Below are 16,185 nucleotides of genomic sequence, written 5' to 3' on the forward strand. Positions count from 1 at the left end.
GAAACAGGAGATCTCCATGGCCGCAGCTACTTCCACGAATGCCGAAATTGCCCGCGCTTGCACCGCCGCCGGTGCTGCTACGACGTCTGACATCGAAGCGCAGCTGCAGCAGCTCCGCGAAGATATCTCGTCGCTTGCCAAGACCGTCGGCGCCGTCGGCAGCAGCACGGCGAGTGAAGTGAAGGGCAAGGCCCGTCGCGCCGCATCCGATGCGACCGATGCGTCCATGCAGATGGTTGAAGCTGCCCGCGAGCAGGCGATCTCGTTCGAGCGCGACCTGGAAGCGAAGATCCGCAAGGCACCGATCCAGTCGATCGCGATCGCAGCCGGCGTTGGCTTCGTCTTCGCTCTTCTGTCGCGTCGCTAAAGATGATGGGCCTTGGTCCCCTTATCGCTTCGTTTGCCGCGATGGATATCGCGGCATTTACGGAGCGGCTGAAGCGCAACATCATGCTGTATGGGCTCGCTGCACTTTTCGTGCTGACGGCCTATGTGCTGGGCGTTGCGGCACTTGCCGTTCATCTGTCGCAGTTCTGGGGCCTTCCCATAGCGCTTCTGGTGGTTGCAGGCGGCGCATTGCTGCTGGCCGTGATTTTCTACCTTTCGGTGACGCTCACCGCGAGAGCGGAAGTCAAGCGCAAGAAGCAGGCAGTGGCCGCCAATAGCGGCAAGACGCTGGCTTTGACGGCAGCACTCACAGCGGTTCCGCTTCTTCTGAAGTCGAAGCCCCTGATGTTTGCATCGATCGCGGGGGGCCTCGGCTTCCTCGCCCTGAGCGGTGGCAGGACGCGTCGCCGCTTTACAAATCCTGGAGAGTAACACCAGCCGTTACTCGTCTTTCGATCATCGAGCTGCCGGACAAATTCCGGCAGCTTTTTTTGTGTCTTGTCGGATTGTCATGAGGCTCTGGTCGACGCTCGCGCGGAGCGAAGGGATGCGTGCTATTCAGAATTCTGCAAACACGGGGAAGGGCAGTTGTCTGGCGCTACGCGAACCAAACAAAAACGCCGCCCGTGAAGGCGGCGTCTATGAGTTTACATGTACTTCGCTGAACGTTCAGCCGCCGAAGGCGCGGGACGTGATGGCTGCGTCACCGGCATCCGGGCCATAATCGACCTCGCCGGATACGCCAAGCAGTTCCTGTAGGCGTGTACGGGCGCGCGAGACACGGCTTTTGATCGTGCCGACAGCGCAGCCGCAGATCTCTGCGGCTTCCTCATAGGCAAACCCTGCGGCGCCGACGAGAACAATCGCTTCACGCTGATCGTCCGGAAGCTTGTCGAGCGCTGCACGAAAGTCCTGCAGATCGAGGCGACCATACTGTTCGGGGTGCACGGAAAAGCGTTCGGAAAACAGGCCGTCGCTGTCTTGCACTTCGCGGCCACGCTTGCGCATCTGGCTGTAGAATTCGTTGCGCAGGATCGTGAACAGCCAGGCCCGCATGTTGGTGCCGGCCGTAAAGCTCTTCTGGTTCGCCCACGCCTTCATGATCGTGTCCTGGACAAGGTCATCGGCCTTGTCGTGACGACCGGTCAGCGAGACGGCAAAAGCGCGTAGGTTCGGCAGCGACGCCAAAAGGTCGCGCTTAAAGATGCGATCGTCGTTGTCTTCTTCCTTGCTCATTTCGCATCCACCGACTTGGCGTTGCGCTCGGCATGGTCGAGCCGTTCGAGCAGATCGAGGAAGCGATCGGGGATACCCTCCTCCTGGACTGCGTCATAAAATTCACGCAGTTTGCGAGAGATCGAGGCGTTGGGAGACACTGACCCAGGCCTTGCTTCTTGAGATTGGCTTGTTGTCATGTCATCTTTTTTTGTGTTGTCGTCACTCATCACTCAAATGGCCTGTTCGATATCGTCACCTCACAATTCGCGGATCGAAAAAAAGTTCCACCCTTGCGGAACTTTTTTTAAGTACCCACGTTATTAGTCCGTCAATTGCCCTCATTGGGTCCCGGGGAGTATTTTTTTATGTCACTGACCTCACGCGTTGCGTCTCATCTTCCATATCTGCGCCGCTATGCGCGGGCCGTTACCGGATCGCAGACATCGGGAGACGCCTATGTCGCGGCGGTCCTCGAGGCCCTGATCGCGGACGTCTCCATCTTTCCGGAGTCGTCTAAGGATCGTGTATCGCTTTACAAACTGTTCGTCGCAATTTTTGGTTCCACTTCAATCGAGATCCGGCCGATCGACTCGCCGTTTGCTTGGGAACAGCGCGCAGCGGCTAACCTTTCGAACCTTCCGTCGCAGTCCCGTCATGCCTTCCTTCTGATTTCGGTCGAAGGCTTCACGATTGAGGAAGCGGCTGAGGTTCTCGATATCAGCGTTGGTGAAGTGAACAAGCTTCTCGACGAAGCCTCGCGCGAAATCTCCCGCCAGGTCGCGACCGATATCATGATCATCGAAGACGAGCCGCTGATCGCGCTCGACATCGAGCAGATGGTACAGGACCTTGGTCACCGCGTCACGGGTATCGCCCGTACCCACAAGGAAGCGGTATCGCTGTTCCAGACATCGCAGCCGAAGATGGTTCTCGCCGATATCCAGCTGGCGGACGGAAGCTCCGGCATCGACGCGGTCAACGAGATCCTGAAGTCCTCCAATGTCCCTGTGATCTTCATCACGGCATTCCCGGAGCGTCTGCTGACCGGCGAGCGGCCTGAGCCTGCTTTCCTCGTCACCAAGCCTTTCAATCCGGATATGGTGAAGGCTCTGATCAGCCAGGCCTTGTTCTTCAATGACGCGGTTAAGGCTGCTGCCTGATCTATCTGCCATCGATCGATTTTAGGCAGGAACAAACCCCAAAGAGAGGCGTTCTGGGATATCGGAACGCCCCGCTTGCTTTCCCGTTATGATGCCGAGCGATGTCTTCCCTTGATTTAAAGCGTCCGTGGGATACTTACCTGCGGATATTGAAAAAGAGATTTGGCCTGGTTGGTACGTCTCGTTAGAGCTAAGGATTACCAAAGGGTTGGGTTGTTTCAACAAGACCGACACTTTATAAGATTTTGAACTTGAATGAGTTGCGGAAGTCTATATTCAGACTTCCGTTCGCCTGGAAGTCGCAACGGAGTTTACCAAGTGACGCATCCGCTGACATGGCAGCAAGCTGGTCAGAGTGATGACAAGTTGCGTGAGTTTTTCATGCCAGCGCTGATTGATCTCGGCGCATGCATCATTATCCAGGACACCCAGCAGAATTACCTTCTCGTTGCCAACCTGCCTCAGGTCTGGTCGCTTCAAGGCGTGGATGCGCCAAGCGATGCGAGCCTGTTCGGCGACGACGTGGCCGCGAAACTCCACACGCTGAAATCGGAAATGACCGAGCTTGGCCGCAAAGGCCATATCGAGGTCACGGCGGGTTCGGACCAGGTCTTCGAATTCCGCGTCCAGGCCGTCGGCGTCGAAGGCGGGAACCTGCATCTGGTCACCACGATCAATGACCGGTCGGAAGAGCGGCATCGTGAGCGGTTGCTCCGGGCCTTGCTACGCGAAGTCAGTCACCGCTCCAAGAACCTGCTTGCGATCATCCAGAGCATCGCGCTGCAGACGGCGCGCTATTCAGGGTCGCTCGATCTTTTCCTGCACAAGTTCCGTGGGCGGCTCTATTCGCTGTCGCAGAGTCAGGACCTTATCACCGATTCGAGTTGGCGCGGCGCCTATCTTTTCGATCTGGTTCAGCAACAGACCGAAAAGTATCTTCCTGATAACAAGCATCTCGTCCGCATGGGCGGTGACAACGTGCTGCTGACGCCCAATGCATCGCTGCATGTGGGGCTGGCACTGCACGAACTGGTGGTCAACGCCGTCAGTCACGGCTCCGTCATGCGCAGCCGCCTGCCGATCGAAGTGGCGGCCAACCGGGTGCACGTGGATGGGCATGACGTTCTTGAGATCGTTTGGGACGAGGCGTTGATTGAAAACGACAGCGTCGACGTCAGCGAGGACGGGATGCGATCGCATTTCGGCAGCACCGTTCTCGAACGGGTGGTACCTGCGTCCGTCAACGGGAAGGCACGATATGTGATCTCCAACGATCGCATTCAGTACCGCCTGAGCTTTCCGCTCGAAGGCGCCAGCGACTGAAGGTCGGGCCAACCAATTCCCCACATGATGCGAAGGCCCGATGATCGAAGCATCGGGCTGTTCGCGAATGTCGAGCCACGGGGATAGCCCCATGCGAGGCTCGTTGCTTGGCGCCATGTTTTCACGTCACAAGGGAACAAGTCGTGCCGGCGATAGCGGCTGCCCAAAACGGAGCTGGCTCGGTTCCACTAGGGAGCCGAGCCAGTTCTTCTCTTCGAGGGGGATTGAAGAGTATGTCCGAAGGCTCTTTGTAGGGCGGGGGACGGGGGGTCGCCTTCAGACATCAGTAGAACGGGCGTCTGGGAATTAGGTTCCGGCATATTTTCAAAAAATCGAAGAAAAAATGAGAGCGGACGACGCAACGGAAAACGGCGGCTTTCGCCGCCGTTCCGGGTCGTATCTGGAGCGCTGAAATCAGCGCTTCAGGGTTCTCGGATCGAGCGCATCGCGGATTGCATCGCCCATGTAGTTGACGCTCAGAACCGTTGCAGAAATCGCAAGGCCTGGCCATAGCACGCGTGATGGCGTCAGCTGCAGGAAGTTGGCGCCGTCAAACAGCAATCGTCCCCATGTCGGAAAATCCGACGGGAAGCCGAGGCCGAGGAAGGACAGCGACGATTCCGTGATGATGGCCGAGGCAATGCCTAGCGTCGCAGACACCATGATCGAGGACAGGACGTTCGGCAGGATATGCCGAAGCACGATCCGGTATTCCCGCATGCCGCTCGATTTCGCCGCCAGGATGAATTCCTGGCTTTTGACCGCAAGCACATCGCCACGCACGATACGTGCCGTGTGCATCCAGCTCGTGACGCCGATGACGACCACGATCAGGATGAAGATGCCGGTCTCCGGTCCGAAGGCTGCGCGCAGCGTATCGCGGAACAGAAGCAGGATCACGAGCAGAAGCGGCAGAAGCGGCAGGGCCAGGAACAGGTCCGTCAACCGCATCAACGGCCCATCCAGCCTGCGGAAGTAGCCCGAGAGGACCCCCACCAGCGTGCCGAGGAAGAGCGCGAGAAGCATGGCGGTGATGCCGACCGCAAGCGAGATGCGGCCGCCGGCCAGAACCTGGGCAAGCATGTCCTTGCCGAGGTTATCGGTGCCGAACGGATGCGCCAGCGACGGCCACTGGTTCTTCTCGCGGATGTTCAGCTGGTTGGGCGCGACCCTGTGGATATAGGGGCCGACATAGACAGCCAGAACGATGAAGGTGAAGACGATGAGGCCGGCGACGCCGCCCTTGTGCGCCCGGAACTGCCGCCACATGTCGGCCATTGCGGAGCGTGTTGGGGATGACGCCCTGGCGGGTGCGGGGTTTGCGATTGTCGCGTCAGTCATACCGGATCCTCGGGTCAAGAATGCCGTAGAGAACGTCGGCGATCAGGTTGAAGAGTACGATCAGCACCGCGAAGATGAAGGTCAGTGTCTGAACGAGAGGAATATCGGCGCCCTGGACGGCGACGATCAGCAACTGCCCCAGCCCGTTCACGCGGAAGATCTGTTCGGTGATGATGGCGCCGGAGAAGATGGTGGGTACGCCGAGCGCAATCACCGTCACGACCGGGATCAGGCTGTTGCGCAGAACGTGGACGAGCAGCACGACGTTTTCCTTGACGCCCTTGGCGCGGGCGGTGCGGACATAATCCTGATGCAGGTTGTCGAGCATGGATGCGCGCACGAACCGGGTGATCTGCGACGCATTGTAGAGCGCCAGAACCGCCACCGGCATTGCCATCTGCTTTGCCTGCGCGACGAAGGTGGCAAAGCTCGTGACCTGCAGATTGGTGTCGTAGACCGATGGGAACCACTGGAGGTAGGACGAGAAGATGACGATCAGAAGCACGCCGGTGAAGAAGGTGGGTACCGAATAGCCAACCATCGACACGAACGTGCCGACCTGGTCGAAGATCGAATACTGCTTGTAGGCGGAGATGACGCCGATCGGAACGGCGATCAGAATGCCGAACAGATAGGCGAGGCCAACGACCCAGAGCGTCTGCGGCAGGCGCTGCACAATGAGGTCGACGACAGGGCTCCGGGTTGCCCAGGACAGGACACGCATGCGCTGACCATCGCCGAACTGCCAGCCTGTCAGACGTTCGAGAATATTCAGCGGCTCGTTGATGAAGAACTGCTGCAGCCAGTAGAGATAGCGCAGGAGGAAGGGCTGATCCATGCCGAGCGAGGCACGGATCTGTGCGCGGACTTCCGGCGGGATCGTCAGGGGCAGGTCGCCAGTCGGATCGTTTGGTGCCAGATCGAGCAGCGCGAAGATGACGAAGCTGATGATCAGCAGGGTCGGTATTGCGAAGAACAATCGTCGCAACGTGTATGTGAACATGTACGAATTTCTCCAGACGACGCCGGATCATGCCGCAGAATGCGGTGATAGGGCGCGAAGTCCTGATGTGCCGCATCAGATTTTCCCGGGCCGATGAGCCCCGGGAAGATCATGCCATACGAAGAGTGAGACAGAGCGCCGGCAACCGCTGAGGGCTGCCGGCTGTCTCCTTACTTCTTGCGCGACCAGTCTGCGATGTTCCAGACCTGGCTGTCCCAGGAGTTCATCTTGATGCCGTCGAGCGTGAGCGCGAAGGACGACTGGTCACCGCGGTGGACGAGCGCGATATGTGCGCCTTCCTCGGTCAGCATGTCGTTGAGCTGCTTGGCGATTGCTGCGCGCTTGTCGAGATCGGCGGTTCTGGACAGTTCGCTGACCAGCTTGTCGTAGTCAGGGTTGCAGTAGCGCGGGATGTTCTGCCCCTGCCAGCCGTTTGCCGGGCCGGGGATCTTGTCGCACAGCCATTCCGCCATGTACTTTTCAGGATCGGTGCCATCGAAGTTGTTGGTGTACATTTCAACGTCGGCATAGAACTTCTGGAACGTGTCCGGGCTTGCCGGGTCGCCACCGAAGAAGACGGAGGCAGACGCGTTGCGGAGTTCCGCATCAACGCCGATTTCCGCCCACATCGCCTTTACCAGTTCCTGGGTCGCCTGGCGAACCGAGTTGGTCGAGGTGGAGTAGAGGTAGGAAAGGCGTACGCCATCCTTGGCGCGGATGCCGTCAGCACCCTTCTTCCAGCCGGCATCTTCGAGCAGCTTGTTGGCGCCCTCGATATCCTGCTTCAGGCACCAGCTGTCGTTCTTGGTGGAGGCGACGACTTCCGGAGCGGGCAGGATGTTGCAGGTGGCCCTGCCGGACTGGCCGTAGCCGGCCTCGACGATGATGTCGCGGTCGATGGCAAGCGACAGTGCACGGCGAACGGCCGGATCCTTGAGCGACGGATGCGGGCCGGCTTCCTTGGTGGAGCGCTTGGCGCCCAGCGAAGGATCTGCATTGAAGTGGTTGAGGTTGATACGCTCGACTTGGGTGCCGAACGAGATTTCAAGACGGCCCTTGCCGGCAGCGAGCATGGTCTGCAGCACTTCAGGCTCGACCTGGGCATTCCAGGCGTAATCGTATTCGCCGGTTTCAAGCACGGCGCGGGCAGCAGAGGCAGCGTCGCCACCGCCCTTCAGCGTGATCGAGGCGAAGGCTGGCTTTGCCGGATCGCGATAGTTCGGGTTGGCCTTGAAGGTGATGACGTCGTTCGGCTTGAAATCGGCCACCATGAAGGCGCCGGTGCCGATCGGTCCGAAGTTGGCGGCCGTGCAGCCGGGAGCCTTGGCGCCGACGCAATCCTTGAACTGCTTGGCCTGAATGACCGGCGACTGGGCGCCCACAAAAGCCGAGTAGGGGTAGGGCTTGGGCTCGGTAAAGGTGATCTTGACGGTGTTCGGGTCGATCGCCTCGACGTTCTTGACGCCTTCGTACTGAGCCGCCTGGGCGCAGCCGCCATCCGGCGCCGTGCAGTATTTCCAGGTGAAGATCACGTCTTCAGCGGTAAACGCCGTTCCGTCGGACCATTTGACGCCCGGCTTGATCTTCCAGGTCATGCTGAGAAGGTCTTTTGCCACGCCGCCGTTTTCGACGGTCGGGATCTCGGTCACGAGCCACGGAACCAGTTCACCCTTCTCGTCGTAGCGGGCAAGGGGCTCAATCACGATCGAGGACGCATAGACTTCCTTCGTGCCGGCGGAAAGATACGGATTCAGTGTGGAAACCGCCTGCCAGAACAGGGCCTTCAGGTCTCCGTCAGTGCCGCGCTCGGCGTGGGCTGCGGTGCCACCCAGGGCGAGCACGGCCACCGTGCCGACCAATAGGTGCTTCAACTTCTTCATGCTGCTATTCCCCTTGATGTTGATTTGTCTCGATTTTAGTGCCCGGATCGCCCGTTTGCCGGTGTCGATGCCGTCGAGCTGCATGGCGCCCTGTCTTCCCTGGCGCGTCGCAGATTAGAATTCCCGCATCCTCCTGAAAAGTAGGTCGTATATTACATTTGATACCCGCAATATGCTGAGGTGATCAAAATTTGAGCCATCTAAGCATAGGCCTATTTTGTGTTCAAGGGCGAAAATTGACGCTTGCAAATTCCAACGAAGCCGTCGCAATATCGCAGCCTTCGAGACTGGAAATACCAATAAATCTAGAGGATTGCCCAAATGCCTGTCATCAATCGCGTCGCCGAAATGCAGGATCAGGTTGCAGAATGGAGACGCCATCTGCACGAGAATCCGGAGCTTCTCTACGACGTTCACTACACATCCGCCTTCGTTGCCGAGAAGCTGAAAGCCTTTGGTTGCGACGTGGTTGAGAGCGGCATCGGCAAGACGGGCGTCGTCGGCATCATCAAGGGCAGCCAGGGCGATGGCCCGGTTATCGGCTTCCGCGCCGACATGGATGCGCTGCCGATCCTTGAGACATCGGGCGTGCCGTGGGCTTCGAAAACGCCGGGCAAGGCGCATTCCTGCGGCCATGACGGACATACCGCAATGCTTCTGGGTGCGGCCCAGTATCTCGCCGAGACCCGCAATTTCAAGGGTTCCGTCGCTGTGATTTTCCAGCCGGCCGAAGAGGGCGGTGCGGGCGCACTTGCGATGATCGAGGACGGCATGATGGACAAGTTTTCCATCAAGGAAGTCTACGGCATGCACAATGCACCGGCGCTCCCGGTCGGCAGTTTCTCGATCCGCAAGGGCGGCATCATGGCGGCGGCCGATACTTTCGAGATCACCATTTCCGGCCGTGGCAGCCATGCCGCCCAGCCGCATCTTTCGATCGACCCGGTACTGACCGCGTCGCACGTGGTGATCGCGCTACAGTCGGTCGTTTCGCGCGAGACGGATCCGCTCAAATCCCTCGTCGTCACCGTCGCTTCCATCCATGGCGGCCAGGCGAGCAACGTTATCCCGGCCTTCGTGACGCTGGCCGGCACCGTGCGCACGCTGCTGCCGGAAACGCGCGACTTTGCCCAAAAACGCCTGAAGGAAGTGGCCGAGGCGACCGCGATTGCACACGGCGCAACGGCCGAGGTCGTCTATAATCGCGGCTATCCGGTCACCTTCAACCACGACAACGAAACCGATTTTGCTGTAGGCATCGCCTCGAAAGTGGCGGGTCAGGGCAAGGTCGACGCCAATGCGGCACCGCATATGGGGGCTGAAGACTTTTCCTACATGCTGGAGCAGCGGCCGGGTGCCTTCATCTTCCTCGGCAATGGCGATACCGCCAATCTTCACAACGCGGCCTACGACTTCAACGACGAGGCCATTCCCTACGGCGTGAGCTACTGGGTTTCGCTTGCCGAAACGGCACTCGCCGCCTGATCGTCACCTCTTCCGAGCGGCCCCTCGCGATACTGTCACCCGTCGTGACGGGGCCGCCCAAATCAAGGAAACATGCATGCTGCTTTCCGGACCTGCGATGGAACAGTCTGGCGGATCGGTCACTCCGGTCCTGTCTGTGAAGAACCTGACGACGTCGTTCAAGGTGAACGACGAATGGAAGACGGTTGTGCGCAACATCTCGTTTGATGTGGCACCGCGCGAGACGGTTGCGATCGTGGGCGAAAGCGGCTCCGGCAAATCGGTAACGTCGCTGTCGATCATGCGGCTGTTGCAGAAGAATTCGAGCCGGATCGAGGGGCAGGTCTTCCTGCAGGGCAAGGAGCTTCTCGGTCTGCCGGAGGAGGAGATGCGGCGCGTGCGCGGCAACGACATCTCGATGATCTTCCAGGAGCCAATGACCTCGCTCAATCCGATCTTCCCGATCGGAAAGCAGATCGCCGAGGCGCTGACGGTTCACACCAACATTTCCAAGGCCGAGGCGAAGGCGGAGGTAATACGGCTTCTCGAAAAAGTCCGCATCCCCAACGCCAAGAGCCGGTTCGACGAATATCCGCACCAGTTTTCCGGTGGCATGCGCCAGCGCGTGATGATCGCCATGGCGCTTGCGGCCAAGCCGAAGCTTCTGATTGCCGACGAGCCGACGACGGCACTGGACGTGACGATCCAGGGGCAGATCCTCGACCTCATCAAGATGCTGCAGGAAGAAGAGGGCATGTCGGTCCTGTTTATCACCCATGACATGGGTGTGGTGGCGGAGGTGGCCGACCGGACGATCGTGATGTTCCGAGGCGATGCGGTGGAAACCGGGCAGACCGGCGATATCTTCCATCGCGGCCAGCATGCCTATACGCGAGCGCTTCTGTCCGCCGTGCCGAGGCTCGGGTCTATGGGGCAGAGCAAGCTGCCGATGCGGTTTCCGCTGATCGACGTCAATACGGGCGAACAGCAGGTTCTCGGCGAAGTGTTCGACACGGTCGCCAAGGGCAAGACGCCGATCCTCGACGTGAAGGACCTGACGACGCGGTTCGACATCCATTCCGGCCTTCTCGGACGCAAGTCCGGGGCAGTGCATGCGGTGGAAAAGGTCTCGTTCGATCTCTATGCCGGCGAAACGCTTGCGCTGGTGGGTGAATCCGGTTGCGGCAAGTCGACCACCGGACGATCCGTGACGCGGCTGATCACGCCGACCAGCGGTACCGTTCAGGTGGACGGCTACGACGTGATGAGCCTCGACCAGCATGCGCTTCGAACCATGCGCCGGTCGATCCAGATGGTGTTCCAGGATCCGTTCGCCTCGCTCAACCCGCGCATGAGCGTGGGGTCGGCTGTCGCCGAACCGTTTATCGAGCACAAGCTCGGCACCAAGGCGCAGGCGCGTGAAAAGGCGGCGAACCTTCTCGAAAAGGTCGGACTTTCGGCCGACATGATGCGGCGCTTCCCGCACGAGTTTTCCGGCGGCCAGCGGCAGCGCATCGCGATCGCCAGGGCTTTGATGCTCGATCCGAAGGTGATCGTTGCCGACGAAGCGGTGTCGGCGCTGGACGTGTCGATCAAGGCGCAGGTCTGCAACCTGCTGCTCGACCTGCAGCAGTCTCTGAACCTCGCCTTCCTGTTCATCTCCCACGACATGGCCGTGGTGGAGCGCGTGAGCCACCGGGTGGCGGTGATGTATCTGGGCGAAATCGTCGAGATCGGCCCGCGGGCGGCGGTGTTTGAAAACCCGCAGCATCCCTACACGAAGAAGCTGATGTCGGCAGTGCCGGTGCCGGATCCCTCGCGACGCCGGATCAAGCGCAACCTTTCCACCGAGGAAATCAAGAGCCCGATCAGATCGGTCGATTTCGTGCCGCCGGTGCGGGAATATCGCGAAGTCGGCGCAGGCCACGTCGTGCAGGTGGCCTGACGGCGGACGGCCCGGAACGAACGCGAAGGCGGCGCCAACTGGGGCGCCGCCTCGGATCTATCATTTGTCGGATTTCGCGATCTGCAGTATGATGGCTGCATGAGCGACAGGGATGATATCCGCCAGCGGACACTGGAAGCAGCGCATTTGCAGACGATCGAGGGCAACCCCCTTGATGCTGACGATATAGCCATGTTCGAGATGTTCGATCGGGAGGGGTTTTCCGTCGAACAGCAGCTCGATTATGTGCGCCGAGACTTGAGGCGGCGAGCAGACTTGGACGCTCAAGAACAGGCGCCAGCGGCGTCCAGCCGATGATCCGCACCCCCGATGAGCGACGATCCTTACGTCTATCCGGGGACCAGGCTGCTACGAAACAAGTTCGATATTCGTGATGCATCCGAGCTGGACTTTGCAGAACGTCGATTTTCCACCATCCGCAGCCGCCAAAACATTCCCGTGGGTGATTTCGACCTGAAGCATCTACGGGCCATCCACCGTCATCTCTTTCAGGATATATACGACTGGGCGGGCGAGATCCGGACGGTGGAGATTTCCAAAGGGTCGAGCCAGTTCCAGTTCCTGCAGTATATCGAGACCGGCATGGCCGATGTGCATCGACGCATCAAGGCGGGCAGGTATCTGCGTGGTCTCCAGAGATCGGAATTTGCCGCAAAAGTCGCGCCGATCATTGGTGATGTGAACTATGTCCATCCGTTCCGCGAGGGCAATGGGCGCACGCAGGCACATTATCTGAAACAGCTTTGCGGACAGGCCGGACATTGGCTCGATCTGACGAAAATCGATCCCGCAGGTTGGATCGAGGCTTCGAAACAGGCGCAGATTAGCAATTATCAAATGATGGAGACCGTCCTCTCCGAGGCTTTGGGCAAAAGCTCTCCCTAAGGGCATGGTTTCCCCATCGCCATTTGACAGCCCCTCGAAAAACATGTCAGCAAATCGACCAGAGGAGATTTACTGCCATGGCTAAGCGGAGTGACACCCAAGGCCGGCTCGACGATGCTGCGCGCGCGGGCTGGCTCTATTACGTCGCGGGGAGGACCCAGGACGAGATCGCCAATGCCATGGGCATTTCCCGCCAGTCGGCCCAGCGGCTCGTGTCGCTTGCGGTTGCCGAGCGGTTGATCAAGGTCCGGCTCGACCATCCGATCTCCGCCTGTCTCGAACTCGCTGAAGGGCTGCGCAAGAAATACGATCTCAAGCATGCGGAAATCGTGCCGAGCGATCCGGGCGGCAGCTCGTCCACCGTCGGTATCGCCGAAGCCGGGGCGGGCGAGATCGAGCGCTGGCTGAAACGGCCGGATCCGATCATCATCGCCGTCGGGACAGGTCGGACGCTGAAAGCCGCTGTCGATCAGCTGCCGCCGATGGAATGCCCGCAGCACCGTATCGTGTCGCTGACCGGCAATATCGGGCCGGACGGGTCGGCCGCCTATTACAACGTCATCTTCTCGATGGCCGATGCCATCAAGGCGCGGCATTTTCCCATGCCGCTGCCGGTCCTTTGTGCCTCCATCGAGGAGCGCGACACGCTGCATGACCAGGCGCTCGTGCGCTCGACACTTGCGCTCGGGGCACAAGCCGACGTCACCTTTGTCGGGATCGGCGAACTCGGCGTCGATGCGCCGCTTTGCGTCGACGGATTTCTGGATCGCGACGAAATGGTGTCGCTGGTGGATCGCGGTGCCGCGGGTGAAATTTGCGGCTGGATTTACGATCAGCAGGGTGAGTTGCTCGACAGTGCCGTCAACGGCCGGGTGGCCTCCGTGCCGATCCCGTCGCGCGAGACCTGCTGTGTCATTGGCATTGCCCAAGGCAAGAAGAAGTGGGTCGCCATGCGCGCAGCCCTGAAAGGCGGACTGCTCAACGGCATCATCACCGACGAGGCCGCAGCGCGGTATCTGCTTACTGCTTAAGCGCGGCAGATAGAATTCTGCCTGAAATTTCAGTGAATTGTCGCTTTCGGTTGCATCGCAGCGATGAATTCCCATTGACTTGCGCTAGCTTTATGTGGGTAATTGCCCATGAGCAAAGCGAATGCTCGCATTCCATCTTCTCGGGAGGAAGATATGACTATGAAAACTATTCTGCTGGGCGCCTGCTCAGCTCTGGCCTTTGTGGGCACGACTGCATCTGCCGAAACCCTCACCATTGCGACAGTCAACAACGGCGACATGGTCCGCATGCAGGGCCTGACGTCCGAGTTCACCAAGGCGAACCCGGACATCCAGGTCGAGTGGGTCACGCTCGAAGAAAACGTCCTGCGCGAACGCGTGACGACGGATATCGCGGCCGGTGGCGGCCAGTACGATATCGTCACGATCGGCAACTACGAAGTTCCGATCTGGGCCAAGCAGAAGTGGCTTCTGCCGCTCGAAGGTCTCGGCGACAAGTACGACATGGACGACCTGCTGCCGGCGATCCGCGGTGGTCTTTCGGTTGAAAACAAGCTCTATGCGGCACCGTTCTACGGCGAATCCGCCATGATCATGTACCGCAAGGACCTGTTCGAAAAAGCCGGCCTGAAAATGCCGGAAACCCCGACCTGGGAATTCATCGCTGACGCTGCCAAGAAGATGACCGACCGCAAGGCCGACATCAGCGGCATGTGCCTTCGTGGCAAGGCCGGCTGGGGCGAGAACATGGCCTTCGTTTCGGCGCTGACCAACTCGTTCGGCGGACGCTGGTTCGACGAAAACTGGAAGCCGCAGTTCGATCAGCCGGAATGGAAGGCAGCACTTACCTTCTACGCCGACATGATGAAGAATTCCGGCCCGTCAGGCGCTTCGTCCAACGGCTTCAACGAAAACCTGACGCTGTTCCAGCAGGGCAAGTGCGGCATGTGGATCGACGCGACCGTCGCTGCATCGTTCGTATCGAACCCGAAGGACTCCAAGGTTGCCGACAAGGTCGGTTACGCGCTCTTCCCAAGCAAGGAAGGCGTCGCCAACCACGGCAACTGGCTGTGGTCCTGGAACCTTGCCGTTCCGGCATCGTCCAAGAAGGCTGAATCGGCTCAGAAGTTCATCTCCTGGGCAACCAGCAAGGAATACACGACGCTTGTTGCTGCCAAGGAAGGCTGGGCCAACGTTCCTCCGGGCACGCGCACCTCGCTCTACAAGAACGCGGACTACCAGAAGGCCGCTGCCTTCGCAGCTCCGACGCTTGCTGCCATGGACGCTGCCGACATCACCAAGCCGACCGTCAAGCCGGTGCCTTATACGGGTGGCCAGTTCGTCGCGATCCCTGAATTCCAGGCTCTCGGCACCACGGTCGGTCAGTTGTTCTCGGCTGTCGTCGCTGGTCAGTCCACGGTCGACGACGCGCTTGCCGCCGCTCAGGCAACGGCAACCCGCGACATGACCCGCGCCGGTTACATCAAGTAAGCTTGGTCAAGACACTGCTGTCCGGCATCCGTGCCGGGCAGCAGATCACAGGATGACGATTGGATGCTGAACCGCATCTCGCTGTTCCAGCACGCTACCCTATAAAAACAAGATCATGCCTTCGCGTCCTCCTCTGGCCGCGTGCGGCGCGCTTACCTCCGGGGAGGGGCCTCAAAGATGGCAACGCAAAATACCAAGACGTTGGCACGCCTGATGATGGCGCCCTCCGTCATCGTTCTTTTGGTTTGGATGGCCGTACCGCTCGCAATGACGCTGTACTACTCGTTCCAGAACTACAACCTGCTGACGCCGCAGAACGTGAGCTTCGCAGGCTTCTTCAATTACCAGTATTTCTACACGGACCCGGCCTTCTTCCAGTCGATCTGGAACACGATGCTGCTGGTGCTCGGCGTGCTCGGCATTACCGTCATCGGCGGTGTCGCGATCGCGCTTCTGCTCGACCAGCCGATCTTCGGCCAGGGCATTGTCCGCATTCTGGTGATCTCGCCGTTCTTCGTGATGCCGCCGGTGGCCGCGCTGATCTGGAAGAACATGATCATGCATCCGGGCTACGGCGTGCTGGCGGATCTCGCGCGGTTCTTCGGGGTTCAGCCGATCGACTGGTTTGCCCAGTATCCGCTGTTTGCGGTGATCATCATCGTTGCCTGGCAATGGTTGCCGTTTGCGACGCTTATCCTTCTGACGGCGCTTCAGTCGCTCGACAGCGAGCAGCGCGAAGCAGCCGAAATGGATGGCGCCAACTTCTTCAACCGCTTCATCTACCTGACGCTGCCGCATCTTTCGCGCGCGATCACTGTCGTCATCCTGATCCAGACGATCTTCCTGCTCGGCATTTACGCTGAAATCCTGGTCACCACCAATGGCGGTCCGGGCTATGCGTCCACCAACCTCACCTTCCTCATCTACCGCACCGCACGTCTCGGCTATGACGTCGGCGGGGGTGCAGCGGGTGGTATCATCGCCGTCGTGCTTGCCAACATCGTCGCGTTCTTCCTGATGCGCGCCGTCGGCAAGAACCTGGACAAGTAGGAGGAAC

At 59.6% G+C, this 16,185-nt stretch carries 16 protein-coding genes; 11 read left to right on the plus strand and 5 right to left on the minus strand.

The genetic code is table 11. The features are described 5' to 3' along the window. Positions 1-16 precede the first annotated feature (16 nt). Together ACQY1J_RS06825 and ACQY1J_RS06830 are read left to right on the plus strand one after the other, a co-directional pair. Complete coding sequence (locus ACQY1J_RS06825; protein WP_430251031.1) at positions 17-367, plus strand: DUF883 family protein; 351 nt, start codon at positions 17-19, stop codon at positions 365-367. 2 nt (positions 368-369) lie between these two features. Then, complete coding sequence (locus tag ACQY1J_RS06830) at positions 370-819, plus strand: hypothetical protein (RefSeq protein ID WP_062461309.1); 450 nt, start codon at positions 370-372, stop codon at positions 817-819. Between the two features lie 237 nt (positions 820-1,056). Here the strand turns inward: ACQY1J_RS06830 and ACQY1J_RS06835 are convergent, their stop codons facing one another. After that, on the minus strand, positions 1,057-1,623 hold the full coding sequence (locus ACQY1J_RS06835) for an RNA polymerase sigma factor (RefSeq protein WP_062461307.1): 567 nt from the start codon (positions 1,621-1,623) through the stop codon (positions 1,057-1,059). Further along, positions 1,620-1,802, minus strand: a complete 183-nt coding sequence (locus ACQY1J_RS06840) for a NepR family anti-sigma factor (RefSeq protein WP_062461941.1) — start codon at positions 1,800-1,802, stop codon at positions 1,620-1,622. The genes ACQY1J_RS06835 and ACQY1J_RS06840 overlap by 4 nt, the downstream gene beginning before the upstream one ends. 168 nt (positions 1,803-1,970) lie before the next feature. Between ACQY1J_RS06840 and ACQY1J_RS06845 the strand changes: the two genes are divergently transcribed. Continuing rightward, positions 1,971-2,765, plus strand: coding sequence for a response regulator (locus tag ACQY1J_RS06845; RefSeq protein WP_062461304.1), 795 nt, complete (start codon positions 1,971-1,973; stop codon positions 2,763-2,765). 381 nt (positions 2,766-3,146) lie between these two features. Next, positions 3,147-4,088: an HWE histidine kinase domain-containing protein gene (locus tag ACQY1J_RS06850; RefSeq protein WP_244474087.1), complete on the plus strand. Its 942-nt coding sequence runs from the start codon at positions 3,147-3,149 to the stop codon at positions 4,086-4,088. A gap of 414 nt (positions 4,089-4,502) precedes the next feature. Here ACQY1J_RS06850 and ACQY1J_RS06855 read toward each other — a convergent pair whose 3' ends face one another. The 3 genes from ACQY1J_RS06855 to ACQY1J_RS06865 all read right to left on the minus strand — a co-directional run bounded on the left by ACQY1J_RS06855 (position 4,503) and on the right by ACQY1J_RS06865 (position 8,312). Continuing rightward, the gene (locus ACQY1J_RS06855; protein WP_092659653.1) at positions 4,503-5,429 is read right to left on the minus strand and encodes an ABC transporter permease; all 927 of its coding nucleotides are present in this window, start codon (positions 5,427-5,429) and stop codon (positions 4,503-4,505) included. Continuing rightward, the gene (locus ACQY1J_RS06860) at positions 5,422-6,432 is read right to left on the minus strand and encodes an ABC transporter permease (protein WP_062582030.1); all 1,011 of its coding nucleotides are present in this window, start codon (positions 6,430-6,432) and stop codon (positions 5,422-5,424) included. The genes ACQY1J_RS06855 and ACQY1J_RS06860 overlap by 8 nt, the downstream gene beginning before the upstream one ends. A 170-nt stretch (positions 6,433-6,602) precedes the next feature. After that, positions 6,603-8,312 (minus strand): peptide ABC transporter substrate-binding protein, encoded by a 1,710-nt coding sequence (locus ACQY1J_RS06865; protein WP_192077698.1) that lies wholly within the window; start codon positions 8,310-8,312, stop codon positions 6,603-6,605. A gap of 321 nt (positions 8,313-8,633) precedes the next feature. On the opposite strand from ACQY1J_RS06865, the gene ACQY1J_RS06870 reads away from it, so the two are divergent. The 7 genes from ACQY1J_RS06870 to ACQY1J_RS06900 all read left to right on the plus strand — a co-directional run bounded on the left by ACQY1J_RS06870 (position 8,634) and on the right by ACQY1J_RS06900 (position 16,178). Then, positions 8,634-9,797 carry a M20 aminoacylase family protein gene (locus tag ACQY1J_RS06870; RefSeq protein WP_430251032.1) on the plus strand — a complete coding sequence of 388 codons (1,164 nt, stop codon included), beginning with the start codon at positions 8,634-8,636 and terminating at the stop codon, positions 9,795-9,797. 76 nt (positions 9,798-9,873) lie between these two features. Further along, entirely contained in the window at positions 9,874-11,721 is a 1,848-nt protein-coding gene (locus ACQY1J_RS06875) for an ABC transporter ATP-binding protein (protein WP_092659659.1), read from the plus strand. Between the two features lie 99 nt (positions 11,722-11,820). Further along, complete coding sequence (locus tag ACQY1J_RS06880) at positions 11,821-12,039, plus strand: hypothetical protein (protein WP_430251033.1); 219 nt, start codon at positions 11,821-11,823, stop codon at positions 12,037-12,039. A 12-nt stretch (positions 12,040-12,051) separates the two neighbouring features. Further along, a complete protein-coding gene (locus ACQY1J_RS06885) occupies positions 12,052-12,627 on the plus strand; it encodes a Fic/DOC family protein (RefSeq protein WP_430251034.1) in 576 nt (191 codons plus the stop codon). A gap of 77 nt (positions 12,628-12,704) precedes the next feature. Beyond that, positions 12,705-13,658 (plus strand): sugar-binding transcriptional regulator, encoded by a 954-nt coding sequence (locus ACQY1J_RS06890; RefSeq protein WP_062461275.1) that lies wholly within the window; start codon positions 12,705-12,707, stop codon positions 13,656-13,658. Positions 13,659-13,811: 153 nt separating this feature from the next. Further along, on the plus strand, positions 13,812-15,128 hold the full coding sequence (locus ACQY1J_RS06895) for an ABC transporter substrate-binding protein (protein ID WP_430251035.1): 1,317 nt from the start codon (positions 13,812-13,814) through the stop codon (positions 15,126-15,128). Between the two features lie 177 nt (positions 15,129-15,305). Further along, positions 15,306-16,178 carry a carbohydrate ABC transporter permease gene (locus tag ACQY1J_RS06900; protein ID WP_062461269.1) on the plus strand — a complete coding sequence of 291 codons (873 nt, stop codon included), beginning with the start codon at positions 15,306-15,308 and terminating at the stop codon, positions 16,176-16,178. Positions 16,179-16,185 lie beyond the last annotated feature (7 nt).

Source organism: Neorhizobium sp. DAR64860/K0K1 (genome assembly GCF_050500205.1).
In the GTDB taxonomy this organism is placed as follows: domain Bacteria; phylum Pseudomonadota; class Alphaproteobacteria; order Rhizobiales; family Rhizobiaceae; genus Neorhizobium; species Neorhizobium soli.